Genomic DNA, 17,995 nt, shown 5'->3' on the forward strand with positions numbered 1-17,995 from the left:
GCGAAGAAGCTGATGCGGTATTGGCAGTTATACGGTTGCCATCAGTCTGCGGTATCTTTGCCACTGGCGGGCCGAATAGCCGCCGTCAATGGTTGAATTGAGTGAGTCATGAGCGAGCTGTTACTGATTGATGATGACCAGGAACTGTGCGAGCTGCTCGGCAGCTGGCTGACCCAGGAAGGGTTCACGGTGCGTGCCTGCCACGATGGCCAGAGCGCACGCCGGGCCCTGGCCGAGCATGCCCCTGCTGCCGTGGTGCTGGATGTGATGTTGCCCGACGGCAGCGGCCTGGAGCTGCTCAAACAGCTGCGAAGCGAGCATGCCGAGCTGCCGGTGCTGATGCTGTCAGCCCGTGGCGAGCCGCTGGACCGCATCCTCGGCCTGGAACTGGGCGCCGACGACTACCTGGCCAAACCTTGCGACCCGCGTGAGCTCACCGCTCGCCTGCGCGCGGTACTTCGCCGCAGCCACCCCACCGCCACCACCAGTCAAGTGGAGCTGGGTGACCTGGTGTACAGCCCTGCACGTGGCGTGGCCAGTATCGATGGCCGCGAAATGACCCTGACCCTGTCCGAAAGCCGCATCCTCGAAGCCCTGCTGCGCCAGCCCGGCGAGCCACTGGACAAACAGGAACTCGCGCAGATCGGCCTGGGCCGCAAATTGACCCTGTATGATCGCAGCCTGGACATGCATGTCAGCAACTTGCGCAAGAAGATCGGCCCGCATGCCGATGGCCGGCCACGCATCGTGGCATTGCGTAGCCGTGGTTATTACTACTGCCTCTGAGCATCTTTACCGAGCCTTTACCATCCCCTGACTGCGCTTGACGGTGATCTCCCTAGACTGTGCTCATCCGGTAACCACCGGCCTATGAAAGGAGAGACACCATGCGCAAGACCCTTATCGCCCTGATGTTCGCCGCCGCTCTGCCGACCGTGGCCATGGCCATGCCTGACGGCGGCCCGCGCCACGACGGCCCGCATCATCGCGGTGATGCGCCTTTCCACCAACTGGACCTGAGCCGCGACCAGCGCCAGCAGATCGGCAAGCTGATGGGCGAGCAGATGCAACAGCGCCGCGACATCACGGAGCGCTACCTGGCCAAACTGCCGGCCGCCGACCAGAAAGCCATGAAGGACGAACTGCAGGCCAACCGCGACAAGACCGACAGCGCGGTACGCAACCAGCTCAAGCCTGACCAGCAGAAGAAGTTCGACGAACTGCAAAAGGAACGCGCCGCCAAGAAAGCCGAGTGGCAGGAGTTCCAGGCCTGGAAAGCTGAAAAAGGCACCAAGGCCCAGTAAGCTGTCCACCCCATGCCCGGCCCGCGTCACTGCGGGCCGGGCTTTTCCCGTTTAGGAGGTGCACTTGCGTTCACTGTTCTGGCGCATCCTGGCCAGCTTCTGGCTCGCCATCACCCTGGTCGCCGGGCTGTCGATCCTGCTGGGCCACATGCTCAACCAGGACGCCTGGATCCTTAGCCGCCATCCGGGCCTGAATACCCTGGCCAGCAAGTGGGCCAAGCATTACGAGCAGGAAGGCCTGGATTCGGCTCAGCACTTCCTGGAAAGGCGCAAAGATCGCTACAAGATCGACGTGCAGGTGCTCGACGACAGTGGCGAGGCCGTGGTGCCCGGGACCTTCCCGCGCCGTGCGGCCGCCTTCGAGGCGCGTCAGCACAATGACCAGCGACGCCTGCCATGGCGTCGGCTGACCGAGGAATACACCAGCCCCGAGACCGGCGATACCTACTTGCTGATCTACCGCATCCCTCACCCGGCGCTGGATGCCTGGCACCGCGAGAGCCTGATGTGGCCGCTCAGTGCACTGGGCATTGCCCTGGTCGTGCTGACCCTGTTCAGCCTGCTCGTAACCCTGTCCATCACCCGCCCGTTAAGCCGCCTGCGCAGCGCTGTACACGACCTGGGCCAGACCACCTACCAGCAGAACAGCCTGGCGCGTCTGGCTGCGCGGCGTGACGAGTTCGGCGTGCTGGCCAAGGACTTCAACAAGATGGGGGCGCGCCTGCAAAGCACCATCGGCAGCCAGCGCCAGCTGCTGCGCGACGTGTCTCACGAGCTACGCTCGCCCCTGGCCAGGCTGCGCATCGCCCTGGCCTTGGCCGAGCGCGCAGGGCCCGAGCAGCGGGAGACCCTGTGGCCGCGCCTGACCCGCGAATGCGACCGCCTGGAAGACCTGATCAGCGAAATTCTCGCCCTGGCCCGAGTGGATGCCGAACAGGCTCATGCCGAACCGGTCGACCTCAACGCCCTGCTCGGCAGCGTGCGCAAGGACGCCCTGCTCAGTGCGCCGGACCAGGATGTGCGCCTGGAGGCGCAACCGGGGTTGACCTTGCAGGGTTGGCCAACGCTGATCGAGCGGGCCGTGGACAACCTGCTGCGCAATGCCCTGCGCTTCAACCCGGTAGGGCAGCCGGTCGAAGTCAGCGCCGTGCGTGAACAGGACCGTATTGTGATCAGCGTGCGTGACCATGGCCCCGGGGCGGCAGCGGAGCACCTGGCACAACTGGGCGAACCGTTCTTCCGCGCACCGGGGCAGGACGCGCCGGGGCATGGGCTGGGGCTGGCGATTGCGCGCAAGGCGGCGGAGCGCCATGGCGGGAGCCTGGTGCTGGACAATCACCCACAGGAAGGATTTGTAGCTCGGCTGGAGTTGCCCCTGGCTGATGCGGCTGGCAGTTGATGTGATGTAAAGGCCACTGACCTCTTCGCGGGTAAACCCGCGAAGAGGCCGGAAGCCTCAATAAATCAATCTGCCTGAAGGCGGTTTATTCGCCCCAGGCACTGACAAAATCAGCAGTTTCCAGCACCGACGCAGTGCGTGGCTCGGTCAACGGCGTACCGACATACAGGTAACCGATCAACTCTTCATTCTCGGCCAACCCCAGCCCCTTGTGCACATGAGCATCAAAAGCCATGTCCCCGGTGCGCCACACCGCCCCGACGCCTTGCGCATGCGCGGCGATCAGAATGCCGTGCGCCGCACAGCCCGCAGCCAGGCGCTGCTCGGACTTGGGCACCTTGAAGTGGTCCTGCAACTTGGCGATGACCACGATCAGCAACGGTGCCCGCAGGGGCATGGCACGAGCCTTGTCCAGTGCCGCCTGGCTGGCATCACCTTTGTGCTGCACGGCTTCGGCGAACAGCTCGCCGAGTTTCTCGCGGCCCTGGCCTTCGATGGTAAGGAAACGCCATGGCCGCAGCTGGCCATGGTCCGGGGCACGCAGGGCGGCCTGGAACAGCGCCTCGCGTTGAGCGGCATTGGGCGCCGGGTCGGTCAGGCGTGGCACGGAAACACGGTTGAGCAATGCGTCGAGAGCCTCCATCGGCTACCCTCCTGGCAGTTGAATGTGCGGCCATTCTAGCGTTTACATCACCAGACCCATAGGTAGAATGGCGCCCTTCCGTTTCGAGTCAGAGCAGATCACATGGCGTTGCCGACCTTAAGGATCATTGGTTTCATCATCGGCATCTTCCTGATTACCCTGGCCGTGGGCATGGCCGTGCCCATGGCTACCCTGGTGATCTTCGAGCGTACCGGTGACATGCCGTCGTTCCTCTGGTCGAGCCTGATCACCTTCATCGCAGGCCTTGCCCTGGTAATACCGGGGCGCCCGGAGCATGTACACCTGCGCCCGCGCGACATGTACCTGCTGACGGTCAGCAGTTGGCTGGTGGTGTGCGTGTTCGCCGCGCTGCCGTTCCTGCTGACTCAGCACATCAGTTACACCGACGCCTTCTTCGAAAGCATGTCAGGCATTACCGCCACAGGCGCCACCGTGCTCAGCGGGCTCGATAGCATGTCACCGGGTATCCTGATGTGGCGCTCGATGCTGCACTGGCTCGGCGGTATCGGCTTCATCGCCATGGCGGTGGCAATCCTGCCACTGCTGCGTATCGGTGGCATGCGCCTGTTCCAGACCGAATCGTCCGACCGCTCGGAAAAGGTCATGCCGCGCTCGCACATGGTCGCCAAATCGATCGTGGGGGTTTACGTCGGTTTCTCCATCCTGGGTTCGCTGGCTTTCTGGTGGGCGGGCATGAGCCCGTTCGATGCGATCAACCATGCCATGTCGGCGATCTCCACCGGCGGTTTCTCCACCTCCGACCAATCCTTGGCGAAATGGGATATCCCCGCCGTGCACTGGGTTGCGGTGGTGGTGATGATCATGGGCAGCCTGCCGTTCACCCTTTACGTGGCCACCCTGCGCGGCAACCGCAAGGCGCTGATCCGCGACCAGCAGGTGCAAGGGTTGCTGGGCATGTTGGTGGTCACCTGGCTGGTGTTGGGCACCTGGTACTGGTACAGCACCAACCTGCACTGGCTCGACGCCCTGCGCCACGTGGCACTGAACGTGACCTCGGTGGTCACCACCACCGGTTTCGCCCTGGGTGACTACAGCCTGTGGGGCAATTTTTCGCTGATGCTGTTCTTCTACCTGGGCTTCGTTGGCGGCTGCTCCGGCTCGACCGCGGGCGGCATCAAGATTTTCCGCTTCCAGGTGGCCTATATCCTGCTCAAGGCCAGCCTCAACCAGCTGATTCACCCGCGTGCGGTGATCAAGCAGAAATACAACGGCCATCGCCTCGACGAAGACATCGTGCGTTCGATCCTGACGTTCTCGTTCTTCTTCGCCATCACCATCTGCGTCATGGCCTTGCTGCTGTCGTTGCTGGGCGTGGACTGGATGACTGCACTGACCGGCGCCGCTGGCACGGTTTCGGGTGTGGGGCCGGGCCTGGGTGAAGTGATCGGCCCTTCAGGTAACTACGCCACGCTGCCTGACGCGGCCAAGTGGATCTTGGCGGCCGGCATGCTGCTTGGCCGCCTGGAAATCATCACGGTGCTAGTGTTGTGCATGCCGGCGTTCTGGCGTCATTGACCACTTCGGCTTCGGTGCCCAGGCGGGCGCGGTACTCGCTGGGTGTGGCGTCGAACCAGCGGCGGAACGCCCGATAGAAGTTGCTGGGGTCGGCGAAGCCGAGCAGGTAGGCGGCCTCAAGCAAAGTCATGCCCGGCTGCGCCAGGTACTGTTCGGCCAGCTCGCGGCGGGTATCGTCAAGCAGGGTCTGGAAGCTGGTGCCCTCCTCCTGCAGCCGCCGCTGCAAGGTCCGCTGCGACAGGTGCAGGGCCTGGGCCAGGGTTTCACGCTTCGGTTCACCCTGCGGCAGAATGCGGCACAACACCTGGCGCACCCGGTGGGTTACCCGGCTTTCGGAGAAACGTGCCAGGTACTCCCCGGCAAACCGGTCGTGCAGCACCGCCATGGCCTCGTTGGCGGTAGGCAGCGGGGCTTCCATGTCGGCCCGCTCGAACACCAGGGCATCGTGTGGCGCGCCGAAAACCAGCGGCGAATGGAACGCCACCTTGTACGGCTCGACGTTCTTTGGCTGCGGCCCTTGCACCAATACCCGCCGCGGCTGCACCGGCCGGCCACTGAGCCATTTGCACAGCGCCAATGCGCAGGCCAGCGACGCTTCGGCACTGTGCCGGGTCGGCGGCAGGTGGTCACCGTGGACGGTCAGGATCAGCGAGTAGCCCTCGGCGCCAAGGACAAAACTGAGGTCGGAGCTTTCGGCGATGATGCGCTGGTAGCGCACCAGGCGTTCGAAGCCCTCGGCCAAGGTGCGGCTGGACATCAACGCATAGCCCACCACATGGAACGACGCCGGGCGCACCACCCGCGCCATGTTCAGACCGATGGCCTCGTTGCCTGACAGTTCCACTGCCAGCTGCCATAGCCGGGTCATGGAGTCTTGCGGAAAACGTGCATCCGGGTCGTCGAGTGCGGCAAAGTCCAGCCCTAGCTGCTTGAACATGGCCCGGCAATCCAGCCCCTCCAGTTCAAGTGCCTTCACAATCCCTGATGCCCAACTGGCTGACGTGGTTCTTTCGCTCATGACAGGCTTCTTTTACCGACCGCTCCTGCGGTGAACCCCAAGGATACTCATTTGGCGCCTATTGTCACTGGTAGGCCCCGTCAGTCACTCTAGACTCGAATCAGGCTCCACGCCGTGCATCTTGTCCAGAAGTATTAATCCCGGAGCACCGCCATGAACAGCAAAGCGCAGTTTCGCAGTTTTGCCGAGTTCTATCCTTACTACCTGGGGGAGCACAGCAACCCCACCTGCCGCCGCCTGCACTTCGTCGGCACCAGCCTGGTGATCGCGCTGCTGGCCTACACCATTGGCAGTGGCAAATGGTTGCTGCTGCTGGCCGTGCCGGTGTTCGGCTATGGCTTTGCCTGGGTCGGGCACTTTTTTTTCGAAAAGAACCGGCCAGCGACCTTTACCTATCCGCTGTACAGCCTGGCCGGTGATTTCGTGATGTTCCGGGATATCCTGCTGGGCAAGATCCGGCTGTAGGCGCGGCCTTGTGCCGCGAAAGGGCTGCAAAGCAGCCCCATGGCCCTCACGCCCTACACCGGCTCGCGCACCACCGCAGCCGCCTGCGCCTCGCGCGCCTGAGCCTCAGCCAGCCGGTACAGTTCGATACTGCCATCCCAATGTTCGATCAGCGCCGTGCATGACTCCACCCAATCCCCGCAATTGAGGTAGTCCACCTCCCCCACCTTGCGGATCTCGGCATGGTGGATGTGCCCACACACCACCCCATGAAAACCGCGCCGTGTGCACTCGTGGGCAATGGCATCCTCGAAGTCGCTGATGAAATTCACCGCACCTTTCACCTTGTGCTTGAGGTACGCCGACAGCGACCAGTACCCATAGCCGTACCGCGCCCGCCAGTGGTTGAGCCAACGGTTGAGCACCAGGGTGAACTCGTAGGCACGGTCGCCCAGAAACGCCAACCAGCGGTGGTAACGGGTAATCACGTCGAACTGGTCGCCATGGATCACCAGCAGTCGACGGCCATCGGCGGTCAAGTGTTCGGCCTCGTCCACCAGCTGAATGTTGCCCAGAATCAGCTTTGAATAGCGGCGCAGGAACTCGTCATGGTTGCCCGTGACGTAGATCACCTCGGTGCCGCGCTTGCTCATGGTCAGCAGCCGGCGGATCACGTTGGTGTGGGCCTGCGGCCAGTAGATCCCACCACGCAGCTTCCAGCCATCGATGATATCGCCCACCAGATAGACGCGGTCGGCCTGGTAGCCCTTGAGGAACCGCGACAGGTGTCCGGCCTGGCAGTCGCGGGTGCCCAGGTGCACGTCGGAGATCCACAGGGTACGCACGCGTTGCTTGCGCGAGGGACGAGACAGTTCGGCATGGGTCATGGGCAGGCTCCGGCGCAGTTTGCTGGAGACTGGCAGGCAGGCATGACAGCGCCATGGCAAAACGGTGACGAGTGATGGCGTGCGGGGTTTGAGGCACAATGAGCGCCTGCCCTGCGAGGAAGCCCCCATGACCGCCGGCCCGATCCTCTCGCTGCGCCATTACCGCGACAGCCTGATCGCCCACAGCCACGAACACCCGCAACTGGTGTTCGGCCTGCGCGGCCGCCTGGAGTTCGAGGTCCAGGGGCAAGGCGCCGGGATCGACCGGCAGGGGCTGATCGTGGTACCGGCGGGCGCGCATCACACCTGCGCCAGCGATGGCGGCAGCCACTGCCTGGTGTTGGATGTGCCTGGGGAGCGCTGGCTGCACGAGCAACTGGGCGAGCATGCCGATGCCAGCCGCCGCCTGCTCGACCGCCCTGCCGCGCTGGGCCTGGACGACCGTCAGCAGCAGTTGGTGGACTGGCTGGCGGCCAGCCCCATGGACGACCCGTTGATCGCCCGGCAAGGCGCAGCGCTGTTACTGGCCAGCCTGAATCCAACGGCGGCTGCCAACGTTCGGGCCAGCCAGCGCTTACCTTATGCCGCGTTCGATACCCATATCGAGCAACAGGCTGCCTACCCGTTGCAGGTCGCCGACCTGGCGCGCATTGCCGGGCTGTCCAGTGCCCGGCTGCATGCGCGCTTTACCGCCGAGTGCGGGATGACACCGATGGACTACATTCGCCAGCGACGCTTGCTCAAGGCACGGCGGCTGGTGGTGCAGACTTCGTTACCCATGGGTGAGATTGCAGCGCAGGTGGGGTATAGCTCACAGAGTGCGTTTTCGGCAGCGATGGTGCGGGCGTTCGGTTGTACGCCTTTGGCGTTGCGGCGAGAGCCCGGCGACAATTGACAGCAGTCTTGCGACAGAAATCGTTGGCCTGTGGTTTTACACTTTGCCTGTGCTGCGAAGAGGCCGGCACAGCCAATAGAGATCTTGAGCAAGGACTACCATGAACCACCGCACAGCCCTAGGCGCCCTGCACATTGGCGCGCTGTTTTTCGGCCTTACCGGCGTCTTCGGCAAGCTGGCCGCCAGCGCCAGCCCGGCAATCATCGTCTTTGGCCGCGCCGCCTTCGCCGTGCTCGCCCTGGCTCTGTTCGCCAGCCTGGCCGGCCCGGGCTGGCAACGCCTCAGCGGCCAGGACGCACGCCGCCTGCTGCTCGGCGGTGTGCTGCTGGCCGGCCACTGGGTCAGTTTCTTCATCGCCGTCAAAGTCGGCGGCGTGGCCATCGCCACCCTCGGTTTCGCCAGTTTCCCGGCCTTCACCGTGATCCTCGAAGGCCTGCTGTTCCGCGAGCGTATCCGCCGCAACGAAACCGTATTGGTCGTGCTGGTCAGCCTCGGCCTGGTACTGGTCACGCCGGCATTCGACCTGGCCAGCGAAGCCACTGGCGGCCTGCTCTGGGCACTGCTCTCGGGCCTGCTGTTCTCGCTGCTGTCACTCACCAACCGGGCCGGCTCCGGCCGTTTGCCTGCGGTACAGGCAGCGCTGTGGCAGAACCTGGTAGTGGGCCTGTGCCTGCTGCCGTTCGCGGCCCCTGGCCTGGGCGGCGTAGCCCCCGTGGACTGGCTGTGGATCGCCCTGCTCGGCGTCTTCTGCACCGGCGTTGCGCACAGCCTGTTCGTCGCCAGCCTGGCAGTGATCAAGGCGCGCACGGCCGCCGTGGTGTTCGGCATGGAGCCGGTCTACGGGATTGCCGTGGCGTGGGCGGTGTTCGCCGAAACCCCCACCGTGCGCATGCTGCTGGGCGGCGCACTGATCATCTTCGCCATCGTGCTGTCCAGCCGCCTGGCTGCCGAGCAACCGCCCAGGCAGCGGCCACTGCCCGAGGGGGCTTGATCAGCGGTCGTTGTGGCCAAGGTCACGCTGTGGGTCGATCTGGTCGCGCACCCGCTGCTTCAATACCTTGGCCTCGGGGAAACCACCGTCGGCCTTGCGCTCCCAGATCTGCACGCCATTGCAGGTGATGCGGAAGATGCCGCCGGTGCCCGGCTCCAGCGCTACCCGGCCCAGGTCGTCGGCAAAGGTGCTGAGCAGTTCCTGGGCCAGCCAGGCAGCACGCAGCAGCCACTGGCACTGGGTGCAATAGGTGATAACGATTTCCGGCTTGCTGTCGGCCATGGTGAAACATCTCCAGGTAAGGGGCCGCTTATACTAGCGGTCTTTAGCCCACGGTTTGAGACTCACGATGCGCCGTTTGCTGTTCTGTTTTCTGCTTGCCCTCACCACGCTTGCGGCAACCGCCGCCGAACCTGCCCGGCCCAAGGTCGGCCTGGTACTGTCGGGTGGTGCGGCCCGTGGCCTGGCTCACATCGGCGTGCTCAAGGCGCTGGAAGAACAGGGTGTGCGCATCGACGCCATCGCCGGCACCAGCATGGGCGCAGTGGTCGGCGGGTTGTACGCCTCGGGCTACAGTGTCGAAGAGCTGGAAAAGCTCGCCACCACCCTGGACTGGCAACAGGCGCTGTCCGATGCCCCGCCACGCAAGGACGTGCCGTTTAGGCGCAAGCAGGATGACCGCGACTTCCTGGTCAAACAGAAGCTCAGCTTTCGTGACGACGGCAGCCTGGGCCTGCCACTGGGGGTAATCCAAGGCCAGAACTTGTCACTGCTGCTGGAAAGCAAACTGGCGCACACCGCCGACACCCGCGACTTCGACAAGCTGCCTATCCCCTTCCGCGCCGTGGCCACCGACATCGCCAGTGGCGAAAAAGTAGTGTTTCGCCGCGGCCACCTGCCACAGGTCATTCGCGCCAGCATGTCGATCCCTGCCGTGTTCGCCCCGGTCGAGCTGGACGGCCGACTGCTGGTGGACGGTGGCATGGTCGACAACATTCCGGTCGACGTGGCCCGCGAAATGGGCGTGGACCTGGCCATCGTGGTCGACATCGGCACCCCACTGAAGGATCGCAAGCAATTACTGACCGTGGTCGACGTGCTCAACCAGTCGATCACCCTGATGACCCGGCGCAACTCGGAAGAACAACTGGCCAGCCTGCACCGCGACGACATCCTCATCCAACCATCGCTGACTGCCTTCGGCGTGACCGATTTTGGCCGCGCCAGGGACATGATCGACGCCGGTTACCGCGCCACCCGCCTGCTCGACCCTCGCCTGGCTGCCCTGCGCCAGCCCGAAGGCGACAGCAGCCTGGCCGTGGCCCGCTCGCCGCGCCAGCGCACACCGGTGATCACCGCGATCCGAATCGAGAACGACTCCAAGGTCAGCGACGACGTGATTCGCTCGTACATCCGCCAACCGATCGACGCGCCGTTGGAGCTGGACCGCCTGCAGACCGACATGGGTACGCTGTACGGCCTGGATTACTTCGACCGGGTGCAGTACCGCGTGGTGCACAAGGGCGACGACAACACCCTGGTGATCAACGCCCGTGGCCGGCGCGGCGGCACCGACTACCTGCGCCTGGGCCTTAACCTGTCCGATGACCTGCGTGGCGACAGCGCCTTCAACCTGGGTGCCAGCTACCGGGTCAACGGCATCAACAGCCTCGGCGCAGAATGGCTGACCCGTGGCCAGATCGGCGACCAGCAAGAGCTGTACAGCGAGTTCTACCAACCGCTGGACGTGGGCTCGCGCTACTTTGTCGCGCCTTACCTGGATTTCAGCTCGCAGAACATCGAAGCCACCCTGGACAACGACCCGGTCGCCGAATACCGCCTGGAGCGCTACGGCTTTGGCCTGAACGTGGGCCGGCAGATCGGCACCAGCGGTGAAGTGCGCCTGGGCGTGGGCAAGGCCTGGGGCGAGGCCGAGGTGCGCATCGGCGACCAGGACCTGCCCAAAGTCAGTTTCAACGAAGGCTTCTACGAGCTGAAGTACTCGTTCGACACCCTCGACAACGTGTACTTCCCGCACCGAGGCGAGGACATCGGCCTGACCTTGCGCAAATACGACAAGTCGCTGGACTCCGACCAGGATTACCGGCAGTGGCTGTTCAACCTGGACAAGGCGATCAGCAGTGGGCCGAACACCTTCGTGCTGGGCGGTCGCTATGGGCGCACGCTGGATGACACCGAAGTGGTGACGTCGAGCTTCGTGATGGGCGGAGCGCGAGAGCTGTCAGGCTTTCGCCAGGACTCGGTGTCGGGGCAGAACGTGAGCCTGCTGCGCATGGTCTACTACCGCCGCTTGACGCCAAGGGCCTATGTGCCGCTGGACTTCCCGTTGTACATCGGCGGGTCGCTGGAGCGTGGGCGGGCATGGAACAACGACAACGAGTTCGACAGTGGGTACATCAATGCGGCGAGCATCTTCCTGGGGCTGGAGACGCCGTTGGGGCCGTTGAACTTCACCTACGGCACCAACAGTGCGCATGAGCATGCGGTGTATCTGAACCTGGGGCATACCTTCTGATTTTTTGGGGCTGCGTTGCAGCCCCAAGGGCCTTCAGGACTTCTCGAGGTTGGCCAGAATCTTCGCATGCACCCGCATGCAAACTTGCAATTCTGCCTCATCCACGCCGGTAAACAGTTCCACCCGCAGTTGATTGGCGATGGTCTCGATCTGGTCGATCAGTGGCTTGGCCGGGGGGCACAGCAAGATCTTCTTGGCCCGCCGGTCTTCTACCACTGCTTGCCGGCGCACCAACCCTTGCGCCTCCAGGCTGTCGAGCAGACGCGCCAGGGTCGGGCCTTCAACGCCCACGCTCTGGGCCAACTCACGCTGGGTCGGGGCTTCTTCGAAACGGGCCAGGTGCAGCAACACCAGCCAGCGCGCCTGGGACAGGTTGAGCCCGGCCAGGCGGCGGTCCAGTTCGGCGCGCCAACCCCGGGACATCTGGGCCAGCTGCATGCCGAAGCGGTGTTGGTTGTCGGTCAGGGGCATAAGTAACTCATTGAGTAGATCTAATTATTAGGCAGCTAACCATGCCCTGCCCCACGAGGCAAGGCTCGGTCCTGCTTACTTGTTCGATAATCGTCAAAAAGCATGACAAAGGTCAGCAGATGGCGCTTCTGCCTTCGATCCTGCCTGCGTTTACAGTTCGAATTCCGCCGCCAGCGCCGCGCGCACGCAATACAGCACGCCCTCCGGCACCCGGGCCCCGAACTGCGGCGCAATGGCCGACACCGGCGGCAACTCGCCCTCGCCATCCAGGAACGCGTCCTGCACTTCCATCATCAGGTCTTCCGGCAGGTCGATGGCTTGCTCCAGGCTCAGCTCCTGGCGGCCCAGTGCCTCGGCCAGCAGGCTATAGACGTTCTTCTCGCTGCAGTTGAGCTGCCCGGCGATCTGCGCCGGGGTCATGCCGGCTCGGGCCAGGCTGACCAGTTCGTGGCGCAGGTCGAGCACCACTTTCGGTGCCTCTTCGGTGCCGCCACTGTTGTTCAGTACTTCGAGGAACGCCTGGCCATAGCGCTCCAGCTTGCGCGCGCCCACACCGCTTACCTGGGCCATGTCGCTGAGGCTGACCGGCTGGCTGCGCAGCATTTCCAGCAGCGTCGAATCGGGGAAGATGACATACGGCGGCACGCTGTGCTCCTCGGCCAACTTGCGCCGCAACGTGCGCAACGCTTCCCACAGTTCGCGCTCTTCGGCACGCACCAGCTGGCTGGCCGGGCTGCCGCCGCTGGACGACGAGGCCTTGGCCGTGGTCTGCGGCTTGAGGTCACGGCGCAGTTGCAAGGTCACCTCGCCGCGCAGCAGTGGCCGGCAGCTGTCGGACAGGTGCAGGCCGCCGTAACCTTCCAGGTCGATGTCGACCAGGCCGCGCGCCACCAACTGACGGAACAGCGAACGCCATTCGACCTCGGCCAGGCCCTTGCCAACGCCGAATACCGATAGCTTCTCGTGGCCGAAATTGCGCACCTTCTCGTTGTCCTTGCCCAGCAGCACATCGACCAGGTGGCCGACACCATAGCGCTGGCCGGTGCGGAACACCGCCGACAGCGCCTGGCGCGCCGGCTCGGTAGCGTCCCAAGTCTGGATGTTGTCGACACAGTTGTCGCAGTGGCCGCACGGTTGTTCGAGGGTTTCATCGAAGTAGGCCAGCAGCGACTGGCGGCGGCAGCGGGTTTCTTCGCACAGCGCCAGCATGGCGTCGAGCTTGTGCTGTTCGATGCGCTTGTGGCGCTCATCGCCTTCGGAGTTCTGCAGCATCTGCTTGAGCATCACCATGTCCTGCAGGCCATAGGCCATCCAGGCATCGGACGGCAGGCCGTCACGGCCGGCGCGGCCGGTTTCCTGGTAATAGGCCTCAAGCGATTTAGGCAGGTCGAGGTGGGCAACGAAGCGCACGTTGGGCTTGTCGATACCCATGCCGAAGGCAATGGTCGCGACCATGATCAGCCCCTCCTCGTTGAGAAAGCGGTGCTGGTTGGCCGCGCGTGTCTCGGCAGCCAGGCCGGCGTGATACGGCAGCGCCGGGAAGCCCTGCTGGCAGAGGAATGCGGCGGTTTCGTCGACCTTCTTGCGCGACAGGCAGTAAACGATACCGGCGTTGCCGCGGCGCTCGCCGAGAAAAGCCATCAACTGCTTGCGCGGCGCTTCCTTGGGCACGATGCGGTAGAAGATGTTGGGTCGGTCGAAGCTCGAGAGGAAGCGTTCGGCGCCTTGCAGGTGCAGGCGCTGGACGATTTCTTCGCGGGTGCGCATATCGGCAGTGGCAGTAAGCGCAATGCGCGGCACATGCGGGAACAGTTCGGCCAGTTGGCCCAGTTGCAGGTACTCGGGGCGGAAATCGTGGCCCCATTGCGAAACGCAGTGGGCCTCGTCGATGGCGAACAGCGAAATGTCCAGGTCACGCAGAAAATCCAGCATGCGCGGCTGCACCAGGCGCTCCGGCGCCAGGTAGAGCATTTTTACCTCGCCACGGCGCAGGCGCCCGGCCAGTTCACGCTGCTGTTCCGCGCTCAGGGTGGAATTCAGCGCGGCCGCCGAAACGCCCAGTTCGTCAAGCGTGGCGACCTGGTCGTCCATCAACGCGATCAGTGGCGAGACCACCACCGTCAGGCCCGGACGCAGCAGCCCCGGCACCTGAAAGCACAACGACTTGCCGCCGCCGGTGGGCATCAGCACCAGGGCATCGCCGCCATTGGCCACGCATTCGATGATCGCTGCCTGGCGCCCACGGAAACTGTCGTAGCCGAAGATGTCCTTGAGAACGCGCTGAGCCTGTTCGAGCATGTGCAACTCCAAATCGCCGTACCACCCTGAATACAACAGGCTGGACGAAAAACCCGCCCCGCACACGCCAAATGCGTAAGCGGTTTTTGCCAGGCGACCGGTAAAACCTGCCCCTGGATGAAAAATCGCGGAGTATACCGCAGCGCCGTCCTGCACAGGCACCACGGCGATAGACGTTCCCTTTGCCCCGCTGCCGCTGCAAGGTGCTAGAATTCGTTATCGTTTATTCCCCAAGGTAGCCCTGTAATGTCCTTCGCCGAGCAACTGACCCGCCTGCAAGCCTTCCTCGACGCCGACGAGCTGCACGAAGAAGCGCTGGACTATGTCGCCGCACACGGCTACCTCACCGCCCTGTCGATCAACGCCGAGGACGTGCCCGAGCGCGAATGGATCGACGCCCTGTTCGCCGAAGAGCCGCACTACGCCAGCGACGCCCAGCGCACCGAAATCGAAGCCACCCTGGTGGCATTGAAAGCGCACATTGCCCGCCAGCTGGCCAGCGACGAAGAATTCGACCTGCCATGCGAACTCGACCTGACCGACGAGCCGGACGATTCCGACCTGCGCGGCTGGTGCATCGGCTTCATGGAAGGCGTGTTCCTGCGTGAAGAGGCCTGGTTCGAGAACGCCGAGGAAGAAGTCAGCGAGATGCTGCTGCCGATCATGGTTGGCTCAGGCCTGTTCGATGAACAACCAGAGTTCGCCGACATTGCCAGCAACGCCAACCTGCAGGACGACATGATCGTACAGATCCCCGAGGCGCTGAGTGCATTGTTCCTGCTGCTGCACGCCCCTGACGAAAAACCGGCGCTGCTCAAGCCACGCCACCACTAAGCTGCCTATGCGCTACCTGCTGCTGGCCACCGGCTGGCTCAGCGTTGCGCTGGGGGTGTTGGGGATTTTTCTCCCGGTACTGCCCACCACCCCGTTCCTGCTATTGGCGGCGGCCTGCTTTGCCCGCAGCTCACCGCGCTTTCACCACTGGTTGGTCCATCACCCCAAGCTCGGGCCATGGATCCGTGACTACCTCAGTGGTGAAGGCATCCCCCTCAAGGGCAAGGTTTACGCCATCGGCCTGATGTGGGCCAGCATTGGCCTGTCGTGCTACCTGGTGCCGCTGTTCTGGGCGCGTACCTTCATGTTGACCAGCGCTGTACTCGTCAGCCTGTATATCCTCAAGCAAAAAACACTTCAGAAGCCAAGGTGACAATATTTTGTCGCCAAATATCACTTTCGCCTAACTGCCACCTTCTTTATCGGAAATAGTTCTGGAACCGTGTGCAAGCCTTGTAAACATTGGTTTTCAGGGCGACTAACAGCATCGTTCCGAGGGCTGTAAGTGAAATTGATTAGACAATAAAAGTCTTATATGGCAATTTGATATGAATAAATCTTCTTATCTATCGCGTTGAATGTACTTAGCTGTCTTGTTAAAAACCTGCAACACTATACGCGATAACTTTATCGTCATTTTTTTGGCGAACAGCAGGATAAATTCCAGGATCAGGGAGATGTACCATGCGCGTTTTGAACCCCATCACCAGTGCATTACTGTTGGCCCTGGCGAGTGCCAACGTACAGGCGATGTCGATCACCGAGGCCGTCCAAAGCGCCGTGGACTACCACCCACAAGTCAGCTCCAACCGTAACAGCAAGCTGTCGGCCGATGAAGACGTGAAGTTTGCGCGTGGTGGCTACTACCCTTCCGTGGACCTGGTCGCCGGCTACGGCCGCCAGCGTTCGGACAATACCACCACCCGTGCCGAGGGTAACCACAACAAGGAAACCCTCAGCTACACCCAGTCCGAGCTGCGCCTGCGGCAGATGATCTTCGACGGCTTCAACACCTCGAATGAAGTGGGCCGCACCGAGGCTGTCTCTACCTCCCGCGCCTACTACACCCAGGCTGTTGCCCAGGATGTCGCCCTGCGTGCGGTCGAGGTGTACCTGGAAGTGCTCAAGCGCCGCGAGCTGGTGACCCTGGCCAAGAACAACCTGCAAGCCCACCTGCGCGTCAACGACCAGATCGGCCTGCGTAACGAGCGCGGCGTTGGCAGCACCGCCGACCTTGACCAGTCCCGCGCCCGTCGCGCCCTGGCGGAAAACAACCTGGACACCGCCGAAGTCGACCTGGCCGATGCCGAGGCCAACTTCTTCAGCGTGATCGGCCGCGCGCCGGACGAGCTGGAAAGCCCGCAAACCATCAAGGGCGAGGTGCCTGAGAGCCTCGAGGGGGCACGCGACAGCATGCGCCAGAACAACCCTTACATCAAATCTGCACAGGCTGACGTCAATGCGGCCGAGCAGCAGTACGAAGTGGGCAAGTCGACCTTCTACCCGCGCTTCGACGCCATTCTGGCAACCGGTGCCAACAACAACACCGGCGGCGAAAAAGGCCACAACAACAACGACTGGCAAGCTGGCGTGGAGATGAACTACAACCTGTTCCGCGGCGGTAGTGACAAGGCGCGCCTGCAGTCCGACGCGCACAAGATCAACCAGGCCCTGGACATCCGCAACAACGCCCTGCGTGAGTTGACCGAGAACCTGAGCCTGGCGTGGAACGCCATGAACAATGCCAGCAAACAGCTGCCGACCGCGCGTGAATACGCCGAGACCACCAAGCGCGTACGTGCGGCCTACCAGGACCAGTTCGGCCTGGGCCAGCGTACCTTGCTGGACGTGCTGGACAGTGAGAACGAGCTGTACAACGCAGACCGCCGCTATACCGAGGTGCGTTATACCGAGGAGTTCTCGCGCTACCGCGTGCTGGCGACCATGGGTGAGTTGCTGACCAAGCAGCGTATTTCGCTGCCACCAGAGGCGCTGGCGACTACCGAAGTGCGCACTGAGGCGCGTCTGCCTGAGATGCGCTGATCGGGCTTGAATCAGCCGGGGCTGCTTTGCAGCCCCCAGCCCTCACTCGGTGCCATGGTTACGCTGGAACGTCTCCTCGCCCATGGCCCTGATCTGCCCCTCGATCAACGCTTCGAACGGCGCCAGCAGTGCATCAAAGCAAACGGGTTGCTCCAACGCGTTCAATGCTCCCACCACCGCTTCGATAGTCGACAGTGCCCCCGCCTCAGGTGCCTTGCGCAGCCGGTAACGTGAAGGCGCGACAGCCCCCAGCGTGACCCGCGGCAACCCTTCCAGTAGCGGGTTCATGTACAACAACTTGCGCGCCTTGCGCCAGGTGCCGTCGGGCACGATAAGCAGCAACGGTTTGTCTTCGGCCTCACCATAAGCCGTCAGCACCCGAGCATCGTCGCCCGGAAACAGCAGGGCCGGCCGGTAACCAGGCGTCGCGAGCAAATCGCCCAAGTCGTTGAAAACCTCACCCACCCGCAACTCGGCATTGCTCAAGCCAAGGGCCGCGAGGCGCGCGGTATTCAGGGCATGGGCAGTTTCACTGGGGTGCTGCAGCAGAATCACGCGGGTACTGCTGTCGAGTGCGGGGATCAGTGGGCATAGGCAGTGATCGAGCGGGCGCTGACAGCGCTCGCAGCGGGGTCTGGGCATGGGGTTCTCCTTGGCGGAGACAGTTTGCCACAG

At 63.3% G+C, this 17,995-nt stretch carries 18 protein-coding genes; 11 read left to right on the top strand and 7 right to left on the bottom strand.

The window, feature by feature from the left end; all coding sequences use genetic code 11:
* Positions 1-108 precede the first annotated feature (108 nt).
* The 3 genes from APH42_RS06065 to APH42_RS06075 all read left to right on the top strand — a co-directional run bounded on the left by APH42_RS06065 (position 109) and on the right by APH42_RS06075 (position 2,703).
* Positions 109-786, top strand: a complete 678-nt coding sequence (locus APH42_RS06065; RefSeq protein ID WP_012273586.1) for a response regulator transcription factor — start codon at positions 109-111, stop codon at positions 784-786.
* Positions 787-887: 101 nt separating this feature from the next.
* The gene (locus APH42_RS06070) at positions 888-1,304 is read left to right on the top strand and encodes a Spy/CpxP family protein refolding chaperone (RefSeq protein ID WP_060492936.1); all 417 of its coding nucleotides are present in this window, start codon (positions 888-890) and stop codon (positions 1,302-1,304) included.
* A 58-nt stretch (positions 1,305-1,362) separates the two neighbouring features.
* Complete coding sequence (locus tag APH42_RS06075) at positions 1,363-2,703, top strand: HAMP domain-containing sensor histidine kinase (RefSeq protein ID WP_012273588.1); 1,341 nt, start codon at positions 1,363-1,365, stop codon at positions 2,701-2,703.
* An 85-nt stretch (positions 2,704-2,788) separates the two neighbouring features.
* On the opposite strand, the gene APH42_RS06080 is transcribed toward APH42_RS06075, so the two are convergent.
* Entirely contained in the window at positions 2,789-3,346 is a 558-nt protein-coding gene (locus tag APH42_RS06080) for an NAD(P)H nitroreductase (protein ID WP_060492937.1), read from the bottom strand.
* A gap of 102 nt (positions 3,347-3,448) precedes the next feature.
* Between APH42_RS06080 and APH42_RS06085 the strand changes: the two genes are divergently transcribed.
* Positions 3,449-4,903: a TrkH family potassium uptake protein gene (locus tag APH42_RS06085; protein ID WP_012273590.1), complete on the top strand. Its 1,455-nt coding sequence runs from the start codon at positions 3,449-3,451 to the stop codon at positions 4,901-4,903.
* Here the strand turns inward: APH42_RS06085 and APH42_RS06090 are convergent.
* On the bottom strand, positions 4,860-5,921 hold the full coding sequence (locus APH42_RS06090; RefSeq protein WP_060492938.1) for an AraC family transcriptional regulator: 1,062 nt from the start codon (positions 5,919-5,921) through the stop codon (positions 4,860-4,862). The genes APH42_RS06085 and APH42_RS06090 overlap by 44 nt on opposite strands.
* 153 nt (positions 5,922-6,074) lie before the next feature.
* On the opposite strand from APH42_RS06090, the gene APH42_RS06095 reads away from it, so the two are divergent.
* Positions 6,075-6,386, top strand: a complete 312-nt coding sequence (locus tag APH42_RS06095) for a DUF962 domain-containing protein (protein ID WP_012273592.1) — start codon at positions 6,075-6,077, stop codon at positions 6,384-6,386.
* Positions 6,387-6,439: 53 nt separating this feature from the next.
* Here the strand turns inward: APH42_RS06095 and APH42_RS06100 are convergent, their stop codons facing one another.
* Entirely contained in the window at positions 6,440-7,252 is an 813-nt protein-coding gene (locus tag APH42_RS06100) for a UDP-2,3-diacylglucosamine diphosphatase (protein ID WP_012273593.1), read from the bottom strand.
* Between the two features lie 127 nt (positions 7,253-7,379).
* On the opposite strand from APH42_RS06100, the gene APH42_RS06105 reads away from it, so the two are divergent.
* Both APH42_RS06105 and APH42_RS06110 read left to right on the top strand, forming a co-directional pair.
* A complete protein-coding gene (locus APH42_RS06105) occupies positions 7,380-8,147 on the top strand; it encodes an AraC family transcriptional regulator (protein ID WP_060492939.1) in 768 nt (255 codons plus the stop codon).
* Positions 8,148-8,247: 100 nt separating this feature from the next.
* Positions 8,248-9,138, top strand: coding sequence for a DMT family transporter (locus APH42_RS06110; RefSeq protein ID WP_012273595.1), 891 nt, complete (start codon positions 8,248-8,250; stop codon positions 9,136-9,138).
* On the opposite strand, the gene APH42_RS06115 is transcribed toward APH42_RS06110, so the two are convergent.
* The gene (locus APH42_RS06115; RefSeq protein ID WP_003259082.1) at positions 9,139-9,420 is read right to left on the bottom strand and encodes a SelT/SelW/SelH family protein; all 282 of its coding nucleotides are present in this window, start codon (positions 9,418-9,420) and stop codon (positions 9,139-9,141) included. It abuts the gene before it with no gap.
* A 67-nt stretch (positions 9,421-9,487) separates the two neighbouring features.
* Here APH42_RS06115 and APH42_RS06120 point away from each other — a divergent pair, with 67 nt between their 5' ends.
* Positions 9,488-11,674 (top strand): patatin-like phospholipase family protein, encoded by a 2,187-nt coding sequence (locus tag APH42_RS06120; RefSeq protein WP_012273596.1) that lies wholly within the window; start codon positions 9,488-9,490, stop codon positions 11,672-11,674.
* A 33-nt stretch (positions 11,675-11,707) separates the two neighbouring features.
* Here APH42_RS06120 and APH42_RS06125 read toward each other — a convergent pair whose 3' ends face one another.
* Both APH42_RS06125 and recQ read right to left on the bottom strand, forming a co-directional pair.
* Positions 11,708-12,145 (bottom strand): MarR family transcriptional regulator, encoded by a 438-nt coding sequence (locus APH42_RS06125; protein WP_012273597.1) that lies wholly within the window; start codon positions 12,143-12,145, stop codon positions 11,708-11,710.
* 150 nt (positions 12,146-12,295) lie between these two features.
* Positions 12,296-14,443, bottom strand: a complete 2,148-nt coding sequence (gene recQ / locus APH42_RS06130) for a DNA helicase RecQ (protein WP_060492940.1) — start codon at positions 14,441-14,443, stop codon at positions 12,296-12,298.
* Positions 14,444-14,689: 246 nt separating this feature from the next.
* On the opposite strand from recQ, the gene APH42_RS06135 reads away from it, so the two are divergent.
* From APH42_RS06135 to APH42_RS06145, 3 genes are all read left to right on the top strand, one after another.
* A complete protein-coding gene (locus tag APH42_RS06135; protein WP_012273599.1) occupies positions 14,690-15,277 on the top strand; it encodes a YecA family protein in 588 nt (195 codons plus the stop codon).
* A 7-nt stretch (positions 15,278-15,284) separates the two neighbouring features.
* Entirely contained in the window at positions 15,285-15,650 is a 366-nt protein-coding gene (locus tag APH42_RS06140; protein ID WP_012273600.1) for a YbaN family protein, read from the top strand.
* Between the two features lie 311 nt (positions 15,651-15,961).
* Entirely contained in the window at positions 15,962-17,320 is a 1,359-nt protein-coding gene (locus APH42_RS06145; protein ID WP_012273601.1) for a TolC family outer membrane protein, read from the top strand.
* A 42-nt stretch (positions 17,321-17,362) separates the two neighbouring features.
* Here the strand turns inward: APH42_RS06145 and APH42_RS06150 are convergent, their stop codons facing one another.
* Positions 17,363-17,962, bottom strand: coding sequence for a tRNA-uridine aminocarboxypropyltransferase (locus tag APH42_RS06150; RefSeq protein WP_060492941.1), 600 nt, complete (start codon positions 17,960-17,962; stop codon positions 17,363-17,365).
* Between the last annotated feature and the right edge of the window lie 33 nt (positions 17,963-17,995).

This window comes from Pseudomonas sp. NBRC 111140, from assembly GCF_001320885.1.
In the GTDB taxonomy this organism is placed as follows: domain Bacteria; phylum Pseudomonadota; class Gammaproteobacteria; order Pseudomonadales; family Pseudomonadaceae; genus Aquipseudomonas; species Aquipseudomonas putida_P.